Here is a 17,864-nt window from a genome sequence, read left to right as displayed (position 1 = left end):
TTTAGCAATCGGGCCTATGCCAGCGGAATGGACACGCCCTGGTCGCCGGCCTGGCGTGGGCCGAAGATGCGCCGCTCCTCGGCGGTGATCTGGAGGTCGTTGATGCTCGCCTCGCGCCGCCGCATCAGTCCCTCGGCGTCGAACTCCCAGAGCTCGTTGCCGTAGCTGCGCCACCATCGCCCGTCGGCGTCGTGGCATTCGTACTGGAAGCGGACGGCGATCCGGTCGCCGGTGAACGCCCACAGTTCCTTGCGGAGCGCGTAGTCGAGTTCCTTGGCCCACTTGCGGGTCAGGAACGCGGTGATCTCATCTCGGCCGGTGACGAACTCGTCGCGATTGCGCCAGATCGAGTCCGGTGTGTAGGCGAGTGCCACGCGCCGCGGATCGCGGGTGTTCCAGGCATCCTCGGCGGCCTGCACCTTGGCGTGCGCGGTCTCGGCGGTGAAAGGCGGGAAAGGTGGACGGGTCATGCGTACTCCTTGGTCAGTTGGCGGAGGAACTCGGCGGTCACCGCACCGATGGCGTTGTCGTGGTGCTCTACCCGGATAAGCTCCCCGCCCAGCACAGCGGCCGGTCATGATCGCGCCGACCTCCCGGCTCAGTCCCCGTCCAGGTAGATGGCTTGTACGGGGCAGGCGCGGGCCGCCTCCTCGACGGCGGGCCAATGTGCGTCGGTGGGCGTGGCGTCGTACACCAGCTCGTCATCGTCGTTGAGGGCGAAGACCTCCGGGGCGGCGAACACGCACTGGGCGTGGGTCTGGCACAGGGTCATGTCGACACGGACGCGCATGGTTCTCTTTCAGCTGGGGGACGTTCAGGCGGGGTTGAACCTGGAGTATTCGTCGAAGGACCACCGTTGGGGGATGCCACCGGCGATCTCGATGACCCTTTCGACGTCGAAGTCGATCAGCCGTTGCGCGCCAGGCACCGCCGCCGCCCGGTCCGGGTCCCAGTCGATGCGGGCGCGGCCGGTCAGGTGCAGGGTGTGGCCGTTCTCCCAGTCCGGGAACAGCAGCCCGCAGCGCGGTTCGAGCTCGAGGTTGCCCAATGTCATGTACATCGAGTTGCCGACGTAGTCGGGCCAGGTCAGCCGGCGGCTGCCGGTCACCGTGACGAAGCCGGGGTTGCCGCCGCGGTGTGAGGCGTCGGCCCCGAGCCCCGCCGCATACGTGCCGACGAAGAACGTGTCGGCCGCGGCGATCCACTGCTGTTGACCGGTGGTGAGTTCGCCGGCGACGAGTGCTGTCCTGCTCGCGGAGGGCGAGTCGTCGACGTAGGCGCGGGTCTGGATATATTTCGGGCAGTTGGCGTACACCTGTTCGGTGCGTACCAGGAGCTGGTCTCCGTGCCGGCGGGCCCGGCCGTTGACCCGCATCCTTCTCCGGGTGGCCGGCTCGATCATGAGCAGGCCCACCGGCCGCTCGGTGTCGAAGAGGTCCGCGAGCGGATCACCGATGCCGGGGAGGTGGTCGGCGATGACGGTGCGGTCATCGGGGGCGGTGGCGAAGCCGGGCGGGCCGGTGAGCACGCTTGCCCAGGCGGCGCCGGTCTCGTCGGCGGCCGCGAGCACCAGCAGGCGCTGCCTGCTGAGGAACTCCGCCGCCACCGGGGGGATGGTCGCACGCACGCCGGCTGATCCCCAGCCGTCGGCGGTCAGACCGGCGCGGCGCTGTACCGCGCGTTCGCCTTGGTGAAGCATGGGCGATCCTTTCCGTCACCTGCGCCCAGGCCGCGGCGGCCCGGGCGCAGGTGCATCTGTTAGAAGAAGCCGCACGTCGGTGCGCCCTGTGTGGGCGCGGGTGCGGTGTCGGCGCCGCTCGGCGCATAGATCTCCAGGCGGATGCCGTCCGGGTCGGTGAAGAAGACACCGCCGGAGGACGCGTCCTCGCCGTGCGGGACGATCCCGTCATAGGCCGGCTCCACGCCGAGCTCCCGCAATGTGGCCTCGGCGCGCCGAACCGCCTCGATGTCGGGGACCTGGAACGACAGGTGGTGCAGGCCGGGCCGGTCGGTGGCGAACGTATCGCTGCTTTGCTGCCACAACGTGACCAGCAGGGTGCCGTCACGGCCGAGGAAGGCGAACCTGCGGTCGCCGTCGGTCCGCTCGCTCATGACCTCGAAGTCGAAGACCCGGCGGTAGAAGGCGATGGAACGCGGCAGATCGGTCACGTTCAGGCCGACGTGCCCGGTCTGCAGGGCCGGTGTGCTCATACGGGATCTCCAGGGGAGTCGCGGCATTTCTTACGGTTTTCCGGTTAGTAGACCATTAGAATATGGCGCGTGGTTTGTAACGGTGTCAAGCTGGCGATAGCGTTAGAAGGGTGGAAGTGGCACACCTCACGGATGGCGGCGCTCCGCTCCTTGGTGAACCGCCGTCCATCGAACTCGGCAACACCACGTACGCGGTGCGAGGCCGCCGCAAGGATGGCTTGCAGAGCGTCGAGCACCTGGCGGCGTGGCTGCGCGACATGCGCCCACGCCTCCCGGTCGCACTCGCCGATGCCGACATCCTGGGTGTGACCGACGGTGACCTGCGCCTTGCCAGAGAGCTCCGAGACGCTGTCCGAGACCTCGCGGCCGCAGCCGTGGACGACCGTGAACCCGATTCGGACGTGGTCGCGACCCTCAACCGTCATGCCGGGCAGACCCCGCGCTGGCGCGAGTTGCGTACCACCCCCGAGCCGCACACGACGGTGCGCGCCGCGGGCCGCCCGGTAGCCGCCGCCCTCGCCGCACTGGCCGAAGACGCCGTCGACCTGTTCGCCGGGCCGCTGCGCGAGCAGTTGTCCGCCTGCCATGGCCCGGGCTGTGTGCTGTACTTCGTCCGCGACACCGCGCGGCGCGAATGGTGCTCAGCCGGTTGTGGCAACCGGGCGCGAGCCGCCCGTCACTACGCCAAGGTGCGGCAGCGGTCCGAGGGGTGAGCGTCATGGTCCCGGGCGCATTGCCGGCCTGGTGCCGATCGAGCAGCCGGAGCCGCCCGCGCTGACCCTTTTCTATATACAGGGGTGGGGTGTAGTACTGACCCGCTATATACCCCGCACGCCTTCCTCCGGCACGGCAAGATCGGGCTCTCCTCCGGTGCCAGGTTCGGCCCGCCTGGACACGGGTTCGTCCGCCTCAACTTCGCCGCCGCGCCGGCGCGACTCGTCGACGCCGTCAAGCGCATGGCCGAGGCGCGCGACCGGGTGGACAGGCAGGTGACCGGCCGGCTCGATCTGGGCTCGTAGGCAGGATGGGTCTGCCCTATCATTAACTTGAACATCAGTGTTCGAGTTAATGGCCTACCGGAGGGTCCGTGTCAGTTGACGAAAGTAGTGGGCGATCCATGCCTGGCGCGATGCCGAGCGATGCCGCCGGAGCCGTGGAGGCGGTCGCGGAGACGGCCCTGGCTCGCTTTCACTACGCGCGAGCCGGCAGCGGTCCGCCTGTCCTCCTCCTGCCGGGAGCCGGTGGCTGGCGGTTCACCTTCCAAGACCTGATCCCGGTCCTCTCCCGGCACCACACGGTCTATGCCCTGGACCCGCCTGGACAGGGCTCCACAGAGATCCTTGACCGTAGCCTCTGCGTGGGGACGGACGGGGTGGCGCGGCTCATCGGGGACTTTCTCGAGGCGGTCGGCGTCGCTCGTACGGCGATCGTCGGTCATTCATGGGGCGGCGGCTTCGCCCTGCGCTTCGCCGAACTCCACCCGGATGCCGTGACCCGCCTGGCCTTGATCGCTCCCGGGGGCCTGGATGTCGAGGACGCGTGGGAATTCCGCCTCGCCCGGCTCCCGGTCGTCGGCGAACTGGTCCTCCACCGGTTGCTGAGGCCCTCGGTCCGGCACATGCTGATCAAGTCCTTCGCCCATCGAGACCGTGTTCCCGAGGGCCGGATCGACGACCTCGTACGCACGATGCGATCGTCCCGGCTCGACGACGTCCTGCGGGTGGAACGCTCAGTGAGCTGGGCGGCCACCGAAAGGGATCTCCATCTGGTACGGGCTCCCGTCCTGCTGCTGTGGGGCGACCGGGACCGCTACTTCCCGGCGAGCCTTACCAAGCGGTTCGCCGCACGCCTGCCCCAGGCGGAAGCTCACATCGTTTCGGGTGGCGGACACTCACTCCACGACGACTGCCCGGAGGAGACCGGCGGACTGCTCATCCGCTTTCTAGCGGGTACGACCGCGGACTCCACCGGGCCGGACCGCTGAGTTCCCTTGCTGAGGCCGGGAGCCGGTCAGTGGGTGTCGAGCCAGCCGAGCCGGGCCGCTCGGACGCCTGCCTGGAAGCGGCTGCCCGCTCCCAGCAGCACTGTCAGCTCGCCCACCACGCGGGTGACGGTACGTGTGGAGACGCCCATGCCGCGGGCGATGGCGGAGTCCTTCATGCCGGCGGCCAGCATGCGCAGCACCGCGCGCTGTTGTTCGGTGAGTGAGGAGCCGTCGGGGGAGCGGGGCACGTCCTCGGGCTCGGAGGCGGTCGTCCAGCAGTAGTCGTAGATCGCCGCGAGGGATTTCACCACGCGGGCGTCTCGGATCAGGATGGTGCCGTCGTCCAGGGCTTCAGGGTCGGCCTGGACGACGGCGGTGGTGCGGTCGTAGATGACCATGCGTGTGGGGATCACCGGGGTGACGCGTATCTCCATGCCCAGCTCCCGCCACCGCACCGTGTACTCGCGGATCAGCGGGTTCGACATGGCGATCTGAGCGTGCAGGCTCCGCACCTGTACGCCGTTACGGAGGTTCGCCGCGCTGCGCGCCAGGCCCGCGTCGAGAGATTCACGTGTCCAGGCAGCGATCGGGTGCATGCCGAGCACCTCGTGTTCGGCCAGTTCGGACAGCTCGCTGAGCCGGTCGTGGAGTTGCCGGCGGTGGTCGGGCCAGGGGAAATACTCAATGTTGGCGTGGTTGTCCGTCCGCTCCGGCCGGCCGAGGTAGTGCTTGGCCAGTGTGGCGATCTTGACGTGCTGCTCGACGAGATTGTCGAGCATGCGATGGCTGCTTCGCAGGCTGCGATTGAGCGCGGCGGTCAGGTCGGCGGCGGCCTGTGTCTCCGGGTTCAGCAGGTGGAGCCGGGTGAGCTCGTCGCGGGCCCGGTCGATGTCCGCCGCGGTCAGGCTCAGCTTCTCCGCGGCCTCGGAAAGCGACTCGCCTTCCTGGCGCATGCGGGCGTACAGAGAGCGGGTAACACCGTCATCCCCGGAAAATGCCCCGATGTCCACCTGACTCCCTTCATGCTGGATCAATGCTGAACATTGGCATATCGGCACCTTTGTCAGCAAAGAAGTCTGATCTCCGCCATGTCCTACTTCGGAAGCTTTCCGACCCTCCACAGGCGCCCTGGCCTGCAGCACGATCGGTGAGTGAGGCGAAACGTCATCGCCGCGAACGAGGAGGAATCCCATTGATCACCGTTGCGTACAGCCTTGTCGCCTACTGCGTCACCGGCTTGTCGCCGGAGACGTGCGAGCACTGTCTTAGCGCCGTCAAGGCGGAGCTCATCCAGGTGCCGGGAGTCGTGGGTGTGGACGTCGATCCGGCGGAATCCCGGGTGAGCATCCTGACCGACGGCCCCGTGAGCGAGCTTGAAGTGCGGGCCGCCATGGAAGCGGCCGGTTGCGACGTCGTGGAAAGGTGATGTGCCGCGTCGGTCCGTATCGGCGGTGGTCCCCGCCGATACGGACCGGCGCGAGCGGGCCCATCCGGCCTGCGGGATCGCCACCCTACGACGATGTGTCCTTTGCCCGACGGTATGTATCGAGGCCGTCGGTTCGTACACTGGCCAGGTGCCGAAGCTGTGGAACGAGACGATCGAGGCGCACCGCCGGACCGTGCATGGTGCGATCCTGGACGCCACCGTGGAGCTGGTGCGGGGGCGAGGGCTCTTGGCGGTGACGATGTCGCAGATCGCCGAGAAGACCGGTATCGGCCGGGCGACGCTGTACAAGTACTTCCCTGACGTCGAGGCGATCCTGCTGGCCTGGCACGGCCGTATGGTCGCCGGACATCTGGAGCATCTCGCCCAGGCCGGGGAGCGTGAGGGCGACGCCGGGCGGCGGCTCGAGGCCATGCTGGAGACGTACGCCCTGATGCATCAGCGGATGGCCCGGCACGGGTTCGCGCCCGATCTCGTCGCGCTCCTGCACCGGTCCGAGGAGGTCGGCCAGGCTCAGCAGCGGTTGCACGCCATGCTGCGCGACGCGCTCGCCGATGCCGGCCGGGCCGGTCAGGTTCGCGACGACGTGCCGGCGGACGAACTGGTCCTGTTCTGCCTGCACGCGCTGGAGGCGGCGACCGTCTTGCCCTCGGAGGCCGCCGTCCAGCGGCTCGTCACGGTGACCTTGGCCGGGCTGCGACCGCGCTGAGCTGATTCCGCCACTTCTGCTCAGTGGGCTTTGGCGGAGGTACGGCGGCGGCGGAGGTGGGCGACAACGAGGCCGGCCTTGGCCAGAACCATCACCAGGATGATCGCTAGGACGGCGTCCGTGCCCAGCCCTGCCCACTGCGGGATCGCCAGTACGCCGACTGCCAGGCCCGCGTGTACTGCCACGGCCAGGACGGCGGCCACTGCGAGGCCGAGCGTGAGGTGACGGCTCCGGCGCGGCGGGGTCGTGGCTGGGACGGGGGCGGTGGTTCCGTCGGGGCGGCGCCAGTCCACGGTCAGGGCGTCGCGTCTGCCCATTCTGGTGAGGTTCCTGGTGAGAATGGCTTGGATGCGCTGCAGCCGGTCCTCGTCCACGGCCTCGACACGCAGGGTCAACCCTTCTGGTGTTGCGCGCAGGGTGCAGATGCCCCAGTCGAGGCTGATGGTCCCCTCGGTAGCGGACCATTCTGTTTGGACGTCCTTGGGCCTATCGCCGCCCGGGTGAGGACCATGGCCGCGGTCGGCGGGCAGGCCATGGCCCATCTGGCCGGCATGGCGGCAGAGCTGGACGAGGTAGCGGCTGGCACGGTCGGTCGTGATGTGAGCTTCGGCGCTTTGCATGGCCGTCCTTTCGAGATCAGATCCTGGTGAGCGACCACTCTGTCTCTCCAAGTGAACAAGATGAATCTGATATATACACTATGTATCGCAAAACCGTTGAGCCGGCGAGGAGTCCACATCGCATGAGCACTCTCGAAGTCCCAGGGGCCCGCCTCTACTACGAGACCCATGGCAGCGGCCCCGTGATGGTCCTGATCACGGGAGCGCCCGGGGTGGCCGACGTCTACCGGGCGCTCATCCCGCGGCTGGCCACGCGGCATACCGTCGTCGTCTACGACCGCCGCGGCTTCTCCCGGAGTCATCTCGACGGTCCCCAGGACTACGACCGTCGCCTGGGAACCGATGCCGACGACGCACGGCGTCTGATCGAGCACCTGAGCGCCGGTCCGGCGATCGTCTTCGGCGCCAGCTCGGGGGCGACCGTCGCCCTGGAACTCCTCGCCCGTCACCCGTCCGTGGTGCGCACGCTCATCCCGTACGAGCCGCCCGCCCTGCGGCTGCTCCGTGCGGGCGACACGTGGGCGGATTTCTTCTCCGGGGTCTACGACCTTTACCTGCGAGAAGGGGTCGAGCCGGCGATGAAGGTATTCAGAGAGCGGACGTTCGCGCCGTCGGATCACCAGCACATGGCCGGCGCCCCCAGGAACGACGCCAACGCCGCCTACTGGTTCGAGCACGAGCTGCGCCAGTACCCGCCCGCGCCCGTGGATCTCGCCGCGCTCGCCTCGTACGCCGACCGCGTCATCCCGGCGGCCGGCCGCCGATCGCAGGGGCGCCCGTGCTACGAGGCGACCCTGGAGCTGGGCAGGCGCCTGGCCAGAGACGTGGCCGAGCTACCCGGTGGGCACATCGGATTCATCACCGACGCCCCCGCCTTCGCCACAGAGCTCATCCGTACCTTCGCCCACGCCGCGCCCTGAACCGAGCGGCGGCTCAAAAGGGTCCCGCCAGACGTCAGCTTTGGCGGCGCGTGCGGTAGGCGGCCGTCTTGGCGCGAGCGGTGCACGCGGCACCGCAGTAACGGCGCGAGCCGTTGCGGGTCAGGTCGATGTAGACGGCTTCGCACTGGTGCGCCTGGCACTGCCCGAACCGGCCCGGCCCGTAGCCGTCCACGATCAGCGCCAGCGCCGTGGCGAACTCGCCGCCCAACGCCTCCACCTGAGTGCCGCCCGAGCCGTGGAAGTGCAGGTGGAACGGCTGACCTACATCCTCCACGAGGTACGGCTGCGCGCCGTACCGGCGGATCATGGCGTTGATGCGCGCGGCCTGGTCCGAAGGCCGCTCGGCCAGCAGCGCCTCCCGCAGCTGGACGGCCAATTCGGCCAGGCGCGCCCCAGCATCCGGGACGGCACTCAGGGCCGCCCGGGAGGCGTCGCCGAGCTCCGCCGCGAACGCCGCGACGAGCTCTTCGCCCACCGGCAACCCCGCCTGCGTGCCACCTCGACGGCGCGCCGTCGCCAGGTTGACCAGTTCGGCGATCAGTGGCGCTTGCCTAGTTACGTTACAGGCTATTTCCACTTGACCAGTAACACCCTTTCGTGTGTCATAGGCGTAATCCAATTAGATGGTAACGGAGCTGTCGTGTTCACGCCTTATCGCCACTTGCTGACCCATCCAGGCGTCCCCTACCTGGTCATCGTGGACCTGGTCGTCAAGCTGAGCACACCAGTGCTCAGCCTCGCGCTCCTCCTGGCGGCGCTCGACCGGCTCGGTTCCTACGCCATGGCCGGGCTCGTACTCACCGGTCACGCCCTCGCACTGGCCCTGTTCGCACCGCTGGGCGGCCGGCTGGCCGACCGGCTCGGCCCCCGGGCCACATCGGCCGGCTACCTGGTCGCCCACACGATCGCCTACGCCCTGCTCCTGCTCACTCTGCGAACCGAGACGGTCATGATGGTCGGCGCCGCGGTGCTCCTCGGCGCTACCACCCCGCCCGCCGGGGCCGTCATCAGAGGCGCCTGGCCGCACCTGGTGCCGGCCGCCTCCCTGCCCGCCGCCTACGCGGTGGACAACGCCATCAACGAACTGATGTTCATCGTCGGCCCCCTGCTCGTGCCTGTCCTGATCCTGGCGATGCCGGCCCACGGTGTGGTGGTCGCGGCGGGCGCGGCCCTCCTGGTGGGCACGGCGCTGCTACTCGGCTCCAGGGTGGTACGGCAGACCCCGCCGACGCAGGCGGAACCTCCGGAGAGCGGGTCCCTACTGGGCCGGCTGGCCGGACCGCTCACCCACCACCCCACCCTCACCTTGCTGGTCATCGCCGCCTGCGGCACCTTCTCCTTCGGCTGTCTGCGCATCGCCACAGTGGCCGCGGCCACCGGCTTCGGCTCGACCGCCTCCGCTGGGGTGCTGATGGGCCTGCTGTCGGCAGGCGCCCTGGCCGGTACCCTCGCTTACGGCGCCCGTGCCTGGCCCGTCACCGGCCGCCGTCTGCTCATCCTGCTGTCGGTCGCCGAAGCCGCCGTGCTGCTCGGCGGCGTCCTCGCCTCGGGGTTCGCGGCCCTCGCCGTACTGATCGCCATCATTGGGCTGGTGACCGGGCCGCGCGACGCGGTGCACCCCGTCCTGCTCGCCGACCACGCACCCGCCCGCTACCGCACCGAGGTCTTCGCCTGGCTCAACACCTTCATGTGGACCGGCTACGGCCTGGGCACCGCCATCGCCGGCCGCCTGACCGGCCCCTACGACAGCGGGGCCGCGGCCTTCGTCGCCGCGGCTGCGGCCGCCCTGGCAGGCGCGGTCCTCATCGCCACCGTCTTCCGCCCCACACCCTCGGCTGCGCGCGGCGTCGTCGATGTCGAAGAACATGTCACCGGCCTGGGGGAGAGGTCAGAACCCGGAAGCCGTGGAGCAGGCGGATGAGCGCTCCCCAGGGTTTAGGAAGCTCAAACCGGCCCTGACCAGGGGTTCCTGCTGAAAGGTGTACTGGGAGAGCATCCCGGTCCAGGGGCTGTGGGGCGTAAGGTCGAAGAGTGGACAATCGTCAAGAAGTCCGCGAGTTCCTCGTCTCGCGGCGCGCCAAGATCACGCCGGAGCAGGCCGGACTGCCCGCCGGCACCAACCGCCGGGTCCCGGGGCTCCGGCGCGGCGAGGTCGCCGCCCTGGCCGACGTGAGCATCGAGTACTACTCGAAACTCGAGCGAGGCGCCCTCGCCGGAGTGTCAGCCGGCGTGCTGGAAGCCGTCTGCCGGGCACTCCAGCTCGACGAGGCGGAGCGGGCGCATCTGTTCGACCTGGCGCGGGCCGCGGACGGAACGAGTGCGATCGCGGGTGCGCGTTCGTCCGCAACGGCCGGATGGACGTCCTGGCCGCCAACCGACTCGCGCGAGCCTTCTACGCCGACGTCTACGCCGGGCCACACCGGCCGCCGAACCTCGCCCGGTTCACCTTCCTCGACGACAACGCCCACCGGTTCTATCCGGACTGGGGGCTTTTCGCGGATACCTGTGTCGCCATCCTCCGTACCGAAGCCGGTCGAAACCCGCACGACAAAGAGCTGCACGACCTGGTCGGCGAGCTGTCGACACGCAGCGACGAGTTCCGCGGACGGTGGAGCGCCCACAACGTCCGCCACCACGGCACCGGCATGAAGACCTTCCACCACCCCGTCGTAGGCCGGCTCACCCTCGCCTACGAGGGCCTGGAGATGGCGGCGGAACCCGGCCTCACCCTCACCATCTACGCCGCCGAACCCGGCTCGCCATCCGAGCAGGCGTTGCGCCTGCTCGCGTCCTGGGCGGTCTCGCAGGAGACGGATTCCCGCCCGCGCGCACTCTCGACCGATTGAACGGTCCGCGCGCACTTTCGACCTGTTCAACCGCCCGCAGGCGGTTGAACAGGTCGAGGCCATGCCCTTCCGTGGGGGAAGCCCGTCAGGTCACGGCAGCGCCGGGATGGTGCGGCCGGTGATGAGGTCGCGGTACCAGTGCGCGCTGTCCTTCGGGGTACGCCGCAGCGTGTCGTAGTCGACGTGCACGATGCCGAACCGCTTGGAGTAGCCGTAGCCCCACTCGAAGTTGTCCATGAGGGACCACACGAAGTACCCGCGCAGGTCGACGCCGCTCTGGAGCGCCCGGTGGGCGGCCACGAAGTGGCGCCGGAGATAGTCGGTGCGCCGAGCGTCGTGAACGGCTCGCGTCCCGTCCGCCTCGACAATGAGCTCGTCCGGGAAGGCCGCGCCGTTCTCCGTGATGATGAGGGCCTGCCCGGGGAATTCGGCGTGCAGGTGCAGAAGGAGCTCCTCCAGCCCGCCCGGATCGATGTTCCAGCCCATGTCGGTGTACGGTCCGGCCTGTTCGACGAACTCCACCTGGTCGGCCCCCGGCCAGGGCGAGCCGCCCATGTCCTTGTGGCCGTCGTTGCTCTGCCGCGGACTCACGCCGTCCCAGAGACGCACGGTCGTGGTCGAGTAGTAGTTGACGCCGAGCAGGTCGAGCGGTTGGTTGATGACGGCTAGGTCACCTTCGTGGACGAACGACCAGTCGGTGACGCCGGCGGTGTCCTTGAGCAGGTCGGCCGGGTACTCGCCGCGCAGCAGCGGCCCGGTGAAGGCGCGGTTGGCCAGGGCGTCGATGCGGCGTACGGCCTCCTCGCCGCCGTCGCCCTCGCCCCGCAGGACGTGGAAGTTGAGCGTGATCGCGTACTGGGGCGCGTTGGTGACCACCTGCCGCAGCTCCCGGACGGCCAGGCCGTGCGCCAGGTTGAGGTGATGCACGGCCGCGAGGGCCGCGGCCCCGTCGGTGCGGCCGGGTGCGTGCGCGCCCGAGCCGTAGCCGAGGTAGGCCGAGCACCAGGGCTCGTTGAGGGTCGTCCATACGGCGACACGGTCGCCCAGCGCCTCGCCGACGATACGGGCGTAGTCGGCGTGGGCGTACGCCGTCCGGCGGTCGGTCCAGCCGCCCTCGTTCTCGAGTGCCTGGGGCAGGTCCCAGTGGTAGAGGGTGGAGACGGGGGTGATCCCGCGGGCGAGGAGACCGTCGACGAGGCGGCCGTAGAAGTCCAGCCCCTTCGGGTTGGCCGGGCCGCGACCGGTGGGCTGGATGCGCGGCCAGGCGATAGAGAAGCGGTAGGCCTCCAGCCCGAGCTCGCTCATGAGGTCGAGATCCTCTTCGAGGCGGTGGTAGTGGTCGTCGGCCACGTCTCCCGTGTCGCCGTTCCACACCTTGCCGGGCGTGCGGGAGAAGGTGTCCCAGATGGACGGCCCGCGTCCGTCCTCGGTGGCCGCGCCTTCGATCTGGTACGAGGCGGTGGCGGAGCCGAAGAGGAAGCCGGCGGGGAAGGTCAGGCCGGATTCGCGGTAGTCGTCGCGGTTGGGCGTCATGCAGGGTCCTCGTTTCGTGGCGCCGTCAGGCGAGTTCGTAGGTCCAGCCGGAGGTGCGGGAGGAGGAGATCGAGACCTGGCCGCCGGAGCGGGTGATGGTGAACGGCGTGGACTCGCCGGAGGCCTGGTCGGTGACCGTGAGGGTGGTCTCGCCGTCCGGTCCCGGATACACGCGCAGGGTCAGCCCGTCGAGGTAGTCGTAGTCCGGCCGGTCGTCCCTGGCCCCGATGGGCAGGACAGCGCCTTCGCGTACGTAGATCGGCATCGAGGTGAAGCCGTGCGTCTCGGTGCGCCAGCGTCCGCCCTCGACGCGCTCGCCTGTCAGATGGTTCGTCCACGTGCCGTCCGGTAGGTAGACCTCGACCGTACCGTCCGGGCTGAAGACCGGTGCGATGAGCAGGTCGGGGCCCAGCATGTACTGGGTGTCGAGGTGGGCGACGTTGCGATCCTCGGGGAACTCCATCGCCATGGGCCGCATCACGGGCGTTCCGGTCTCGTGGGCCTGGACGCCCACCTGGAACAGGTACGGCATCAGGCGGAGCTTGAGCTTCGTGAACAGCCGGGTCACCTCGACCGCCTCCTCGTCGAAGGCCCAGGGCACGCGGTAAGACGAGGAGCCGTGGAACCGCGAGTGGGAGGACATCAGCCCGAAGGCTACCCAGCGCTTGAAGACGCCGGGATCCGGGGTGCCCTCGAAGCCGCCGATGTCGTGGCTCCAGAAGGAGAAGCCGGAGAACGCGAGCGACAGGCCGCCGCGCAGGGTCTCCGCCATGGACTCGTAGCTCGACCCCGTGTCGCCGCCCCAGTGGACCGGCAGCCGCTGGCCGCCGGCGGTCGCCGACCGCGCGAACAGCACCGCCTCGCCCTGACCGCGCTGTTCCTCCAGCACCTCGAAGACGGCCGTGTTGTAGAGGTGGGTGTAGAGGTTGTGCATCCGTTCGGGCGTGGAGCCGTCGAAATAGGCGACGTCGAGCGGGATGCGCTCCCCGAAGTCGGTTTTGAAAGCGTCGACTCCCTGAATCTGAAGCGCGCGCAGCTTCGATTGGAACCACCGCGTCGCCTCGGGATCGGTGAAGTCGACCAGCCCCATGCCGGGCTGCCACAGGTCCCACTGCCAGACCGACCCGTCGGGACGCTTCAGCAGGGAGCCCCGCTCGGCGGCCTCGGCGAACAGCGGCGAGCGCTGGGCGATGTAGGGGTTGATCCACACGCAGACCCGCAGGTCCTTCGCGCGCAGGCGGGCGAGCATGCCTTCGGGGTCGGGGAAGACGCGCGGGTCCCACGCGAAGTCGCACCAGTTGAACTCGCGCATCCAGAAGCAATCGAAGTGGAAGACCGACAGCGGCAGGTCGCGCTCGGCCATGCCGTCGATGAACGAGCTCACCGTCCGCTCGTCGTAGTCGGTGGTGAACGAGGTCGACAGCCACAGGCCGTAGGACCAGGCGGGCAGGCGGGCCGGACGGCCGGTGAGCGCGGTGTAGCGTTCGAGGATCCGCTTGGGCGTCGGCCCGTAGATCACGAAGTACTCGAGGCTCTCTCCCGCGACCGAGAACTGCGCCCGCTGCACCGCCTCCGACCCGATCTCGTACGAGACATGCCCGGGATGGTTGACGAAGACGCCGTATCCGCGGCTGGTCAGGTAGAACGGCACGTTCTTGTACGCCTGCTCGGAGGAGGTCCCGCCGTCGGCGTTCCAGATCTCCACGGTCTGGCCGTTCTTGACCAGCGGGCCGAAGCGTTCCCCCAGCCCGTAGACCGCCTCGCCCGCGCCGAGCGAGAGCTGCTGGGCGAGGTGGGCGGAGGAACGGGCGGCGCCGACCGGCGCCGGATCGACGTGCGCGTCGTCGGCGAGCCGGAAGTAGCCGATGGATTTGTGGCCGCTGGAGGTCAGCGGGCGTCCGTCGCCGTGGAAGGACAGGTTCCACGGGGCTCCGGGCGCGATGGTCGCGCTCAGCGCGCCGCTGGTGAGCGTCGCCCCGTGCGTGTCGTCGGCCTTGACGACGCCGTGGCCGTCCTCGGCGCCGAGCAGCTCGAAGCCACGTTCCTCGCCTCCTCCCACGTGGTGGTCGACGCGTACGCGGATCACGTCCGGCAGCGGTGACGACAGGGTCAGCGACAGGACCGGCCGGTTGAGCGTGTCGCCCCGGCGGTGGATGACGGTGGTGGGCGCGGTCACGGTGACCGTCCCGTCCTCCGCCCAGATGTCATGGGCCTCGGCGGCGTACAGGGCGGTGACGCCGGGACGCAGCTGCCAGAGACCGTCGGTGAACTTCATCAGTGGATCAACCCTTCATTCCGCCGGCGAGCAGGTCGGCGCGCCAGAAGCGCTGCAGGACCAGGACGAGGATGATCAGCGGGATCACGGACACGGCCGAGCCCATGATGACCAGCGAGTACAGGTCGCCGTCGCCCGCGCCCTTGCCCATGAACGTGTACAGGCCGAGGGTGATGGGGTATTTGTCCTGGTCGGAGAGCATGATGAAGGGCAGCAGGAAGTTGTTCCAGATGCCGACGAACTGCAGCAGGAACACCGTCACCAGCCCCTGCGTCATCATGGGCAGCACGATGGTGCCGAAGATGCGGAACTCGCCGGCGCCGTCCAGGCGGGCCGCTTCCAGCGTGCTCTGGGGGACCGCGGCGTTGGCGAAGACCCGGCACAGGAAGATGCCGAACGGGTTGATGATCACCGGCAGGAGTACGGACCAGTAGGTCCCGGCCAGGCCGACGGCGGCCATGAGCAGATACTGCGGGACGGCCAGCACGATGCCGGGCACCAGCACACCGGCGAGGATCGCCGAGAACAGGACCTGGCTGCCGCGGAAGCGGAACTTGGCCAGGGCATAACCGGCCATGGCCGACACCAGCGTGGACAGGACCGCGCCGAGACCGGCGTACAGCAGGGAGTTGAGCCCCCACTGCCAGAACTGGCCGTCCCCGTAGGCGCTCAGGTTGGCGAGGTTGTCGAAGAACCCGCTGCCGGGAGCGAAGGAGAAGGTGGTGAACAACTCGCGCGAGGTCTTCGAGGCGGCGGCGACCACCCAGATCACGGGGGCCAGACAGTAGAGCGCGCCGAGCAGCAGCACGATCAGCGCCAGCCGCGGCCGCCGCGCCGCACCCGAGCGGCGGCGCCGGCGGAACTGGCGGTCGCCGGTGCGGGGCGCGGCCTGGAGGGTGGCGCTCATGCGTTGTCCCCGAAGGTACGGCGCTGGAAGAAGCGCAGCAGCAGCATGGACAGGACGAGGATGCCCAGGGCCAGGACGACGGAGGCGGCGGCGGCCCCGCCGAGGTTGTCGTTCATGAACGCCTCTTGATAGATCTTCATCAGCGGCACCCAGGTGGAGCTGATGGTGGTCGACATCGGCCGCAGTGTGGCCGGCTCGCTGTACAACTGCAGGGTGCCGATCACGGAGAACAGCCCGGTGAGCACGAGCGCGGGCGCGACCAGGGGGATTTTGATGCGCCAGGCGATCTGCAGCTCGCTGGCCCCGTCGATGCGGGCCGCCTCGTAGATGGAGGTGGGGATGGCTCGCAGCGACGTGAAGATGATGATCATGTTGAAGCCGACGCCGGACCACAGCGCGATGTTGGCCAGGGAGAAGTACAGGGTGGGAAAGCTGAAGAAGTCCAGCGGCCCGGCGTGCAACTGCTTGGCGAGGTAGTTGAGCGGGCTGGTGCTGGGCAGGTAGAGGAAGCCCCACAGGAGGCTGGCGATGACGCCGGGCACCGCGTACGGCAGGAAGATCGCGGTACGCGTGAAGCCGCGCGCCCGCACCCTGGGGGTGTCCAGCAGCAGCGCGAACAGCAGCGCCAGGCCCAGCACACTGGGAATGGAGAAGAGGCCGTAGAGCAGCACCCGGCCGAGCCCGGCGACATATTCGGGATCGGTGAGCGCGGCGAGATAGTTGTCGAAGCCGACGAAGGTCTGCACACGCCGCCCGAACGCGCCGCCACCGTCGATGCGGAAGCCGCGGAAGCTCAGATAGATCGCGTAACCGATCGGGATGATCAGGAACAGGGTGAACAACACGATCGCGGGCGTGGCGAACAGCCACGGGGTGGCGGCACTGCGCAGGCGCGGGCGGCGGCCGGCGGGGTTGGCGGTCATGAGACGTCCAGGATGGGGTCGAACCGAGGGCCCCGACGGGCCCTCGGCGTCTTACGTGGCGACGGTGCAGCCGGTCACTTGGTCACGGTGTAGCCGGACTTCTGCAGGTCGGCGACGACGGCCTGCTGCGTGGCCTTGTATACCTCGCGGAAGGAGGTCTTGTTGAGCGCGGCCTTGTTGAGCGCGTCTCCGAAGGCGGTCTGCGACACGTTCACGTTGGGTCCCCAGGTCACCGGGATGGTGGTGTTCTTGATCACCTGGTCGGCGACCTGGTAGAAGTCCTTCTGCTGCGGCATCAGCTTGGGCGGCTCGTGGCTCAGGGTCGCCTGGCGTCCCGCGTTGCCGCCGGGGTAGATGTCGAGGGAGAGCTGCAGCTTGGAGCCCTCGTCGGAGGCGCCGAGCCAGGCGGCGAAGGCCGCGGCCTCCTTGGCGTGCTTGGACTTGGCCGGCACCAGGAAGGCGGAGCCGCCCAGGAACGGGACGGCGGGGTCGCCGGCCGTCCACTGCGGCAGCGGCGCCGACTCCCACTTGCCGGCGGTGTCGGGCGCCACCGAGTGGATCACATTGGGGGCCCAGGCGGCGGCGGCCCAGCTCAGGAGCTTGCCGTCGTTGACCTGAGCGTTCCATTCCGGCGTGAGCAGCGGCTCGACCTTGACCAGGTCCCGCTTCACGAGGTCCTCCCAGAAGTCGGCGGTCTTCAGCGACGGCTCGCTGTCGATGCCGACCTTCCAGGCCTTGCCGTCGTTGCTCCACCACTGGGCGCCGGCCTGGGCGGCCTGCGCGGCGAAGAACTCCAGCTGGGCGGCGGAGAAGCTGGCGATGTAGGCCTCGGGGTCCTTCTTGTGGATCTGCTCGGCCGCCTTGGCGTACTCGGCCCAGGTGGTGGGGACCTTGGCGCCGTACTTGTCGAACAGGTCCTTGCGGTAGGTGAACATCATCGGCCCGATGTCCTGGGGCACGCCGTAGACCTGGTTGTTGAAGGTGGTCAGGGCCCAGATGTTGGGCTCGATGCCGGACTTGAGGGCGGCCACGTCGGCGGTGATGTCCTTGACGACTCCGGCCACCACCAGGGCGGGCAGGCCGCGGTACTCCACCTGCGCCACGTCGGGGGTGTCGCCGGCCTGGTCGGCGGCCAGCAGCTTGGAGGCGGTGTCGGCGGTGCCGCCGACCTCCGACAGCTTGATGGTGACGTTCGGGTTCTCCTGGTGGTACTTGTCGATGATCGCCTTGGCCCGCGGATCGTTGCCCTTGAGGTTCCAGGTCCAGACCTGGAGCGTGACCGGGCCCTTGGCGGCCTCGGTGCCCGAGGTGCCCGGGGTGCCCGAGGAGGGCGTGTCCGCGGACGAGCAGGCGGCCACAGTCGCCGTCAGGGCGACCGCGAGCGCGGCGGCCATCGTCCAGCGACGGCCCGGGCGGGGCGGGCGGGGGCTCGGTGGGGTCATGACGATCTCCTCGGACGGGTGGTGCACCA

At 69.1% G+C, this 17,864-nt stretch carries 19 protein-coding genes and 1 pseudogene; 8 read left to right on the top strand and 12 right to left on the bottom strand.

All coding sequences use genetic code 11. The annotated features are described in order from the left end of the window. Positions 1–14: 14 nt before the first annotated feature. From LDL49_RS14745 to LDL49_RS14730, 4 genes are all read right to left on the bottom strand, one after another. On the bottom strand, positions 15–470 hold the full coding sequence (locus tag LDL49_RS14745) for a nuclear transport factor 2 family protein (protein WP_225291592.1): 456 nt from the start codon (positions 468–470) through the stop codon (positions 15–17). Between the two features lie 128 nt (positions 471–598). Continuing rightward, positions 599–790, bottom strand: a complete 192-nt coding sequence (locus LDL49_RS14740) for a ferredoxin (protein ID WP_225291591.1) — start codon at positions 788–790, stop codon at positions 599–601. Between the two features lie 24 nt (positions 791–814). Next, entirely contained in the window at positions 815–1,699 is an 885-nt protein-coding gene (locus LDL49_RS14735) for a pyridoxamine 5'-phosphate oxidase family protein (protein ID WP_225291590.1), read from the bottom strand. Between the two features lie 59 nt (positions 1,700–1,758). Next, the gene (locus tag LDL49_RS14730; protein WP_225291589.1) at positions 1,759–2,211 is read right to left on the bottom strand and encodes a VOC family protein; all 453 of its coding nucleotides are present in this window, start codon (positions 2,209–2,211) and stop codon (positions 1,759–1,761) included. A 110-nt stretch (positions 2,212–2,321) separates the two neighbouring features. Here LDL49_RS14730 and LDL49_RS58365 point away from each other — a divergent pair, with 110 nt between their 5' ends. The 3 genes from LDL49_RS58365 (at position 2,322) to LDL49_RS14715 (ending at position 4,195) form a co-directional block, all read left to right on the top strand. Then, positions 2,322–2,924: a CGNR zinc finger domain-containing protein gene (locus tag LDL49_RS58365; protein ID WP_225291588.1), complete on the top strand. Its 603-nt coding sequence runs from the start codon at positions 2,322–2,324 to the stop codon at positions 2,922–2,924. An 84-nt stretch (positions 2,925–3,008) separates the two neighbouring features. Continuing rightward, positions 3,009–3,230, top strand: coding sequence for a hypothetical protein (locus tag LDL49_RS14720; RefSeq protein ID WP_225291587.1), 222 nt, complete (start codon positions 3,009–3,011; stop codon positions 3,228–3,230). Positions 3,231–3,340: 110 nt separating this feature from the next. Continuing rightward, the gene (locus LDL49_RS14715) at positions 3,341–4,195 is read left to right on the top strand and encodes an alpha/beta fold hydrolase (protein WP_225291586.1); all 855 of its coding nucleotides are present in this window, start codon (positions 3,341–3,343) and stop codon (positions 4,193–4,195) included. A gap of 26 nt (positions 4,196–4,221) precedes the next feature. On the opposite strand, the gene LDL49_RS14710 is transcribed toward LDL49_RS14715, so the two are convergent. After that, the gene (locus LDL49_RS14710) at positions 4,222–5,148 is read right to left on the bottom strand and encodes a helix-turn-helix transcriptional regulator (RefSeq protein WP_225291585.1); all 927 of its coding nucleotides are present in this window, start codon (positions 5,146–5,148) and stop codon (positions 4,222–4,224) included. 239 nt (positions 5,149–5,387) lie between these two features. Between LDL49_RS14710 and LDL49_RS14705 the strand changes: the two genes are divergently transcribed. Next, entirely contained in the window at positions 5,388–5,621 is a 234-nt protein-coding gene (locus LDL49_RS14705) for a cation transporter (protein WP_225291584.1), read from the top strand. A 148-nt stretch (positions 5,622–5,769) separates the two neighbouring features. Beyond that, complete coding sequence (locus LDL49_RS14700; protein ID WP_225291583.1) at positions 5,770–6,348, top strand: TetR/AcrR family transcriptional regulator; 579 nt, start codon at positions 5,770–5,772, stop codon at positions 6,346–6,348. Between the two features lie 20 nt (positions 6,349–6,368). Here LDL49_RS14700 and LDL49_RS14695 read toward each other — a convergent pair whose 3' ends face one another. Further along, on the bottom strand, positions 6,369–6,968 hold the full coding sequence (locus LDL49_RS14695; RefSeq protein ID WP_263655045.1) for a DUF2218 domain-containing protein: 600 nt from the start codon (positions 6,966–6,968) through the stop codon (positions 6,369–6,371). Between the two features lie 122 nt (positions 6,969–7,090). Between LDL49_RS14695 and LDL49_RS14685 the strand changes: the two genes are divergently transcribed. Then, on the top strand, positions 7,091–7,888 hold the full coding sequence (locus LDL49_RS14685) for an alpha/beta hydrolase (protein WP_225291582.1): 798 nt from the start codon (positions 7,091–7,093) through the stop codon (positions 7,886–7,888). Between the two features lie 34 nt (positions 7,889–7,922). On the opposite strand, the gene LDL49_RS58360 is transcribed toward LDL49_RS14685, so the two are convergent. After that, a complete protein-coding gene (locus tag LDL49_RS58360) occupies positions 7,923–8,384 on the bottom strand; it encodes a CGNR zinc finger domain-containing protein (protein WP_225291581.1) in 462 nt (153 codons plus the stop codon). Positions 8,385–8,549: 165 nt separating this feature from the next. Between LDL49_RS58360 and LDL49_RS14675 the strand changes: the two genes are divergently transcribed. Together LDL49_RS14675 and LDL49_RS14670 are read left to right on the top strand one after the other, a co-directional pair. Then, a complete protein-coding gene (locus LDL49_RS14675) occupies positions 8,550–9,830 on the top strand; it encodes an MFS transporter (protein ID WP_225291580.1) in 1,281 nt (426 codons plus the stop codon). Positions 9,831–9,940: 110 nt separating this feature from the next. Next, positions 9,941–10,755, top strand: a pseudogene (locus LDL49_RS14670) (helix-turn-helix transcriptional regulator). 90 nt (positions 10,756–10,845) lie between these two features. Here the strand turns inward: LDL49_RS14670 and LDL49_RS14665 are convergent. The 5 genes from LDL49_RS14665 to LDL49_RS14645 all read right to left on the bottom strand — a co-directional run bounded on the left by LDL49_RS14665 (position 10,846) and on the right by LDL49_RS14645 (position 17,835). Beyond that, entirely contained in the window at positions 10,846–12,288 is a 1,443-nt protein-coding gene (locus LDL49_RS14665; RefSeq protein ID WP_225291579.1) for a GH1 family beta-glucosidase, read from the bottom strand. 25 nt (positions 12,289–12,313) lie between these two features. Continuing rightward, positions 12,314–14,563, bottom strand: coding sequence for an alpha-xylosidase (yicI, locus tag LDL49_RS14660; protein ID WP_225291578.1), 2,250 nt, complete (start codon positions 14,561–14,563; stop codon positions 12,314–12,316). Positions 14,564–14,570: 7 nt separating this feature from the next. Further along, positions 14,571–15,470 (bottom strand): carbohydrate ABC transporter permease, encoded by a 900-nt coding sequence (locus tag LDL49_RS14655; RefSeq protein ID WP_225291577.1) that lies wholly within the window; start codon positions 15,468–15,470, stop codon positions 14,571–14,573. Beyond that, on the bottom strand, positions 15,467–16,393 hold the full coding sequence (locus LDL49_RS14650) for a carbohydrate ABC transporter permease (protein WP_225291576.1): 927 nt from the start codon (positions 16,391–16,393) through the stop codon (positions 15,467–15,469). The genes LDL49_RS14655 and LDL49_RS14650 overlap by 4 nt, the downstream gene beginning before the upstream one ends. A gap of 74 nt (positions 16,394–16,467) precedes the next feature. Further along, positions 16,468–17,835: an ABC transporter substrate-binding protein gene (locus tag LDL49_RS14645; protein WP_225291575.1), complete on the bottom strand. Its 1,368-nt coding sequence runs from the start codon at positions 17,833–17,835 to the stop codon at positions 16,468–16,470. Between the last annotated feature and the right edge of the window lie 29 nt (positions 17,836–17,864).

It is taken from the genome of Nonomuraea aurantiaca (assembly GCF_020215705.1).
GTDB classification, from domain to species: domain Bacteria; phylum Actinomycetota; class Actinomycetes; order Streptosporangiales; family Streptosporangiaceae; genus Nonomuraea; species Nonomuraea aurantiaca.
Note: the sequence above shows the minus strand (reverse complement) of the source record. Positions and strands in the feature narration are given on the sequence as shown.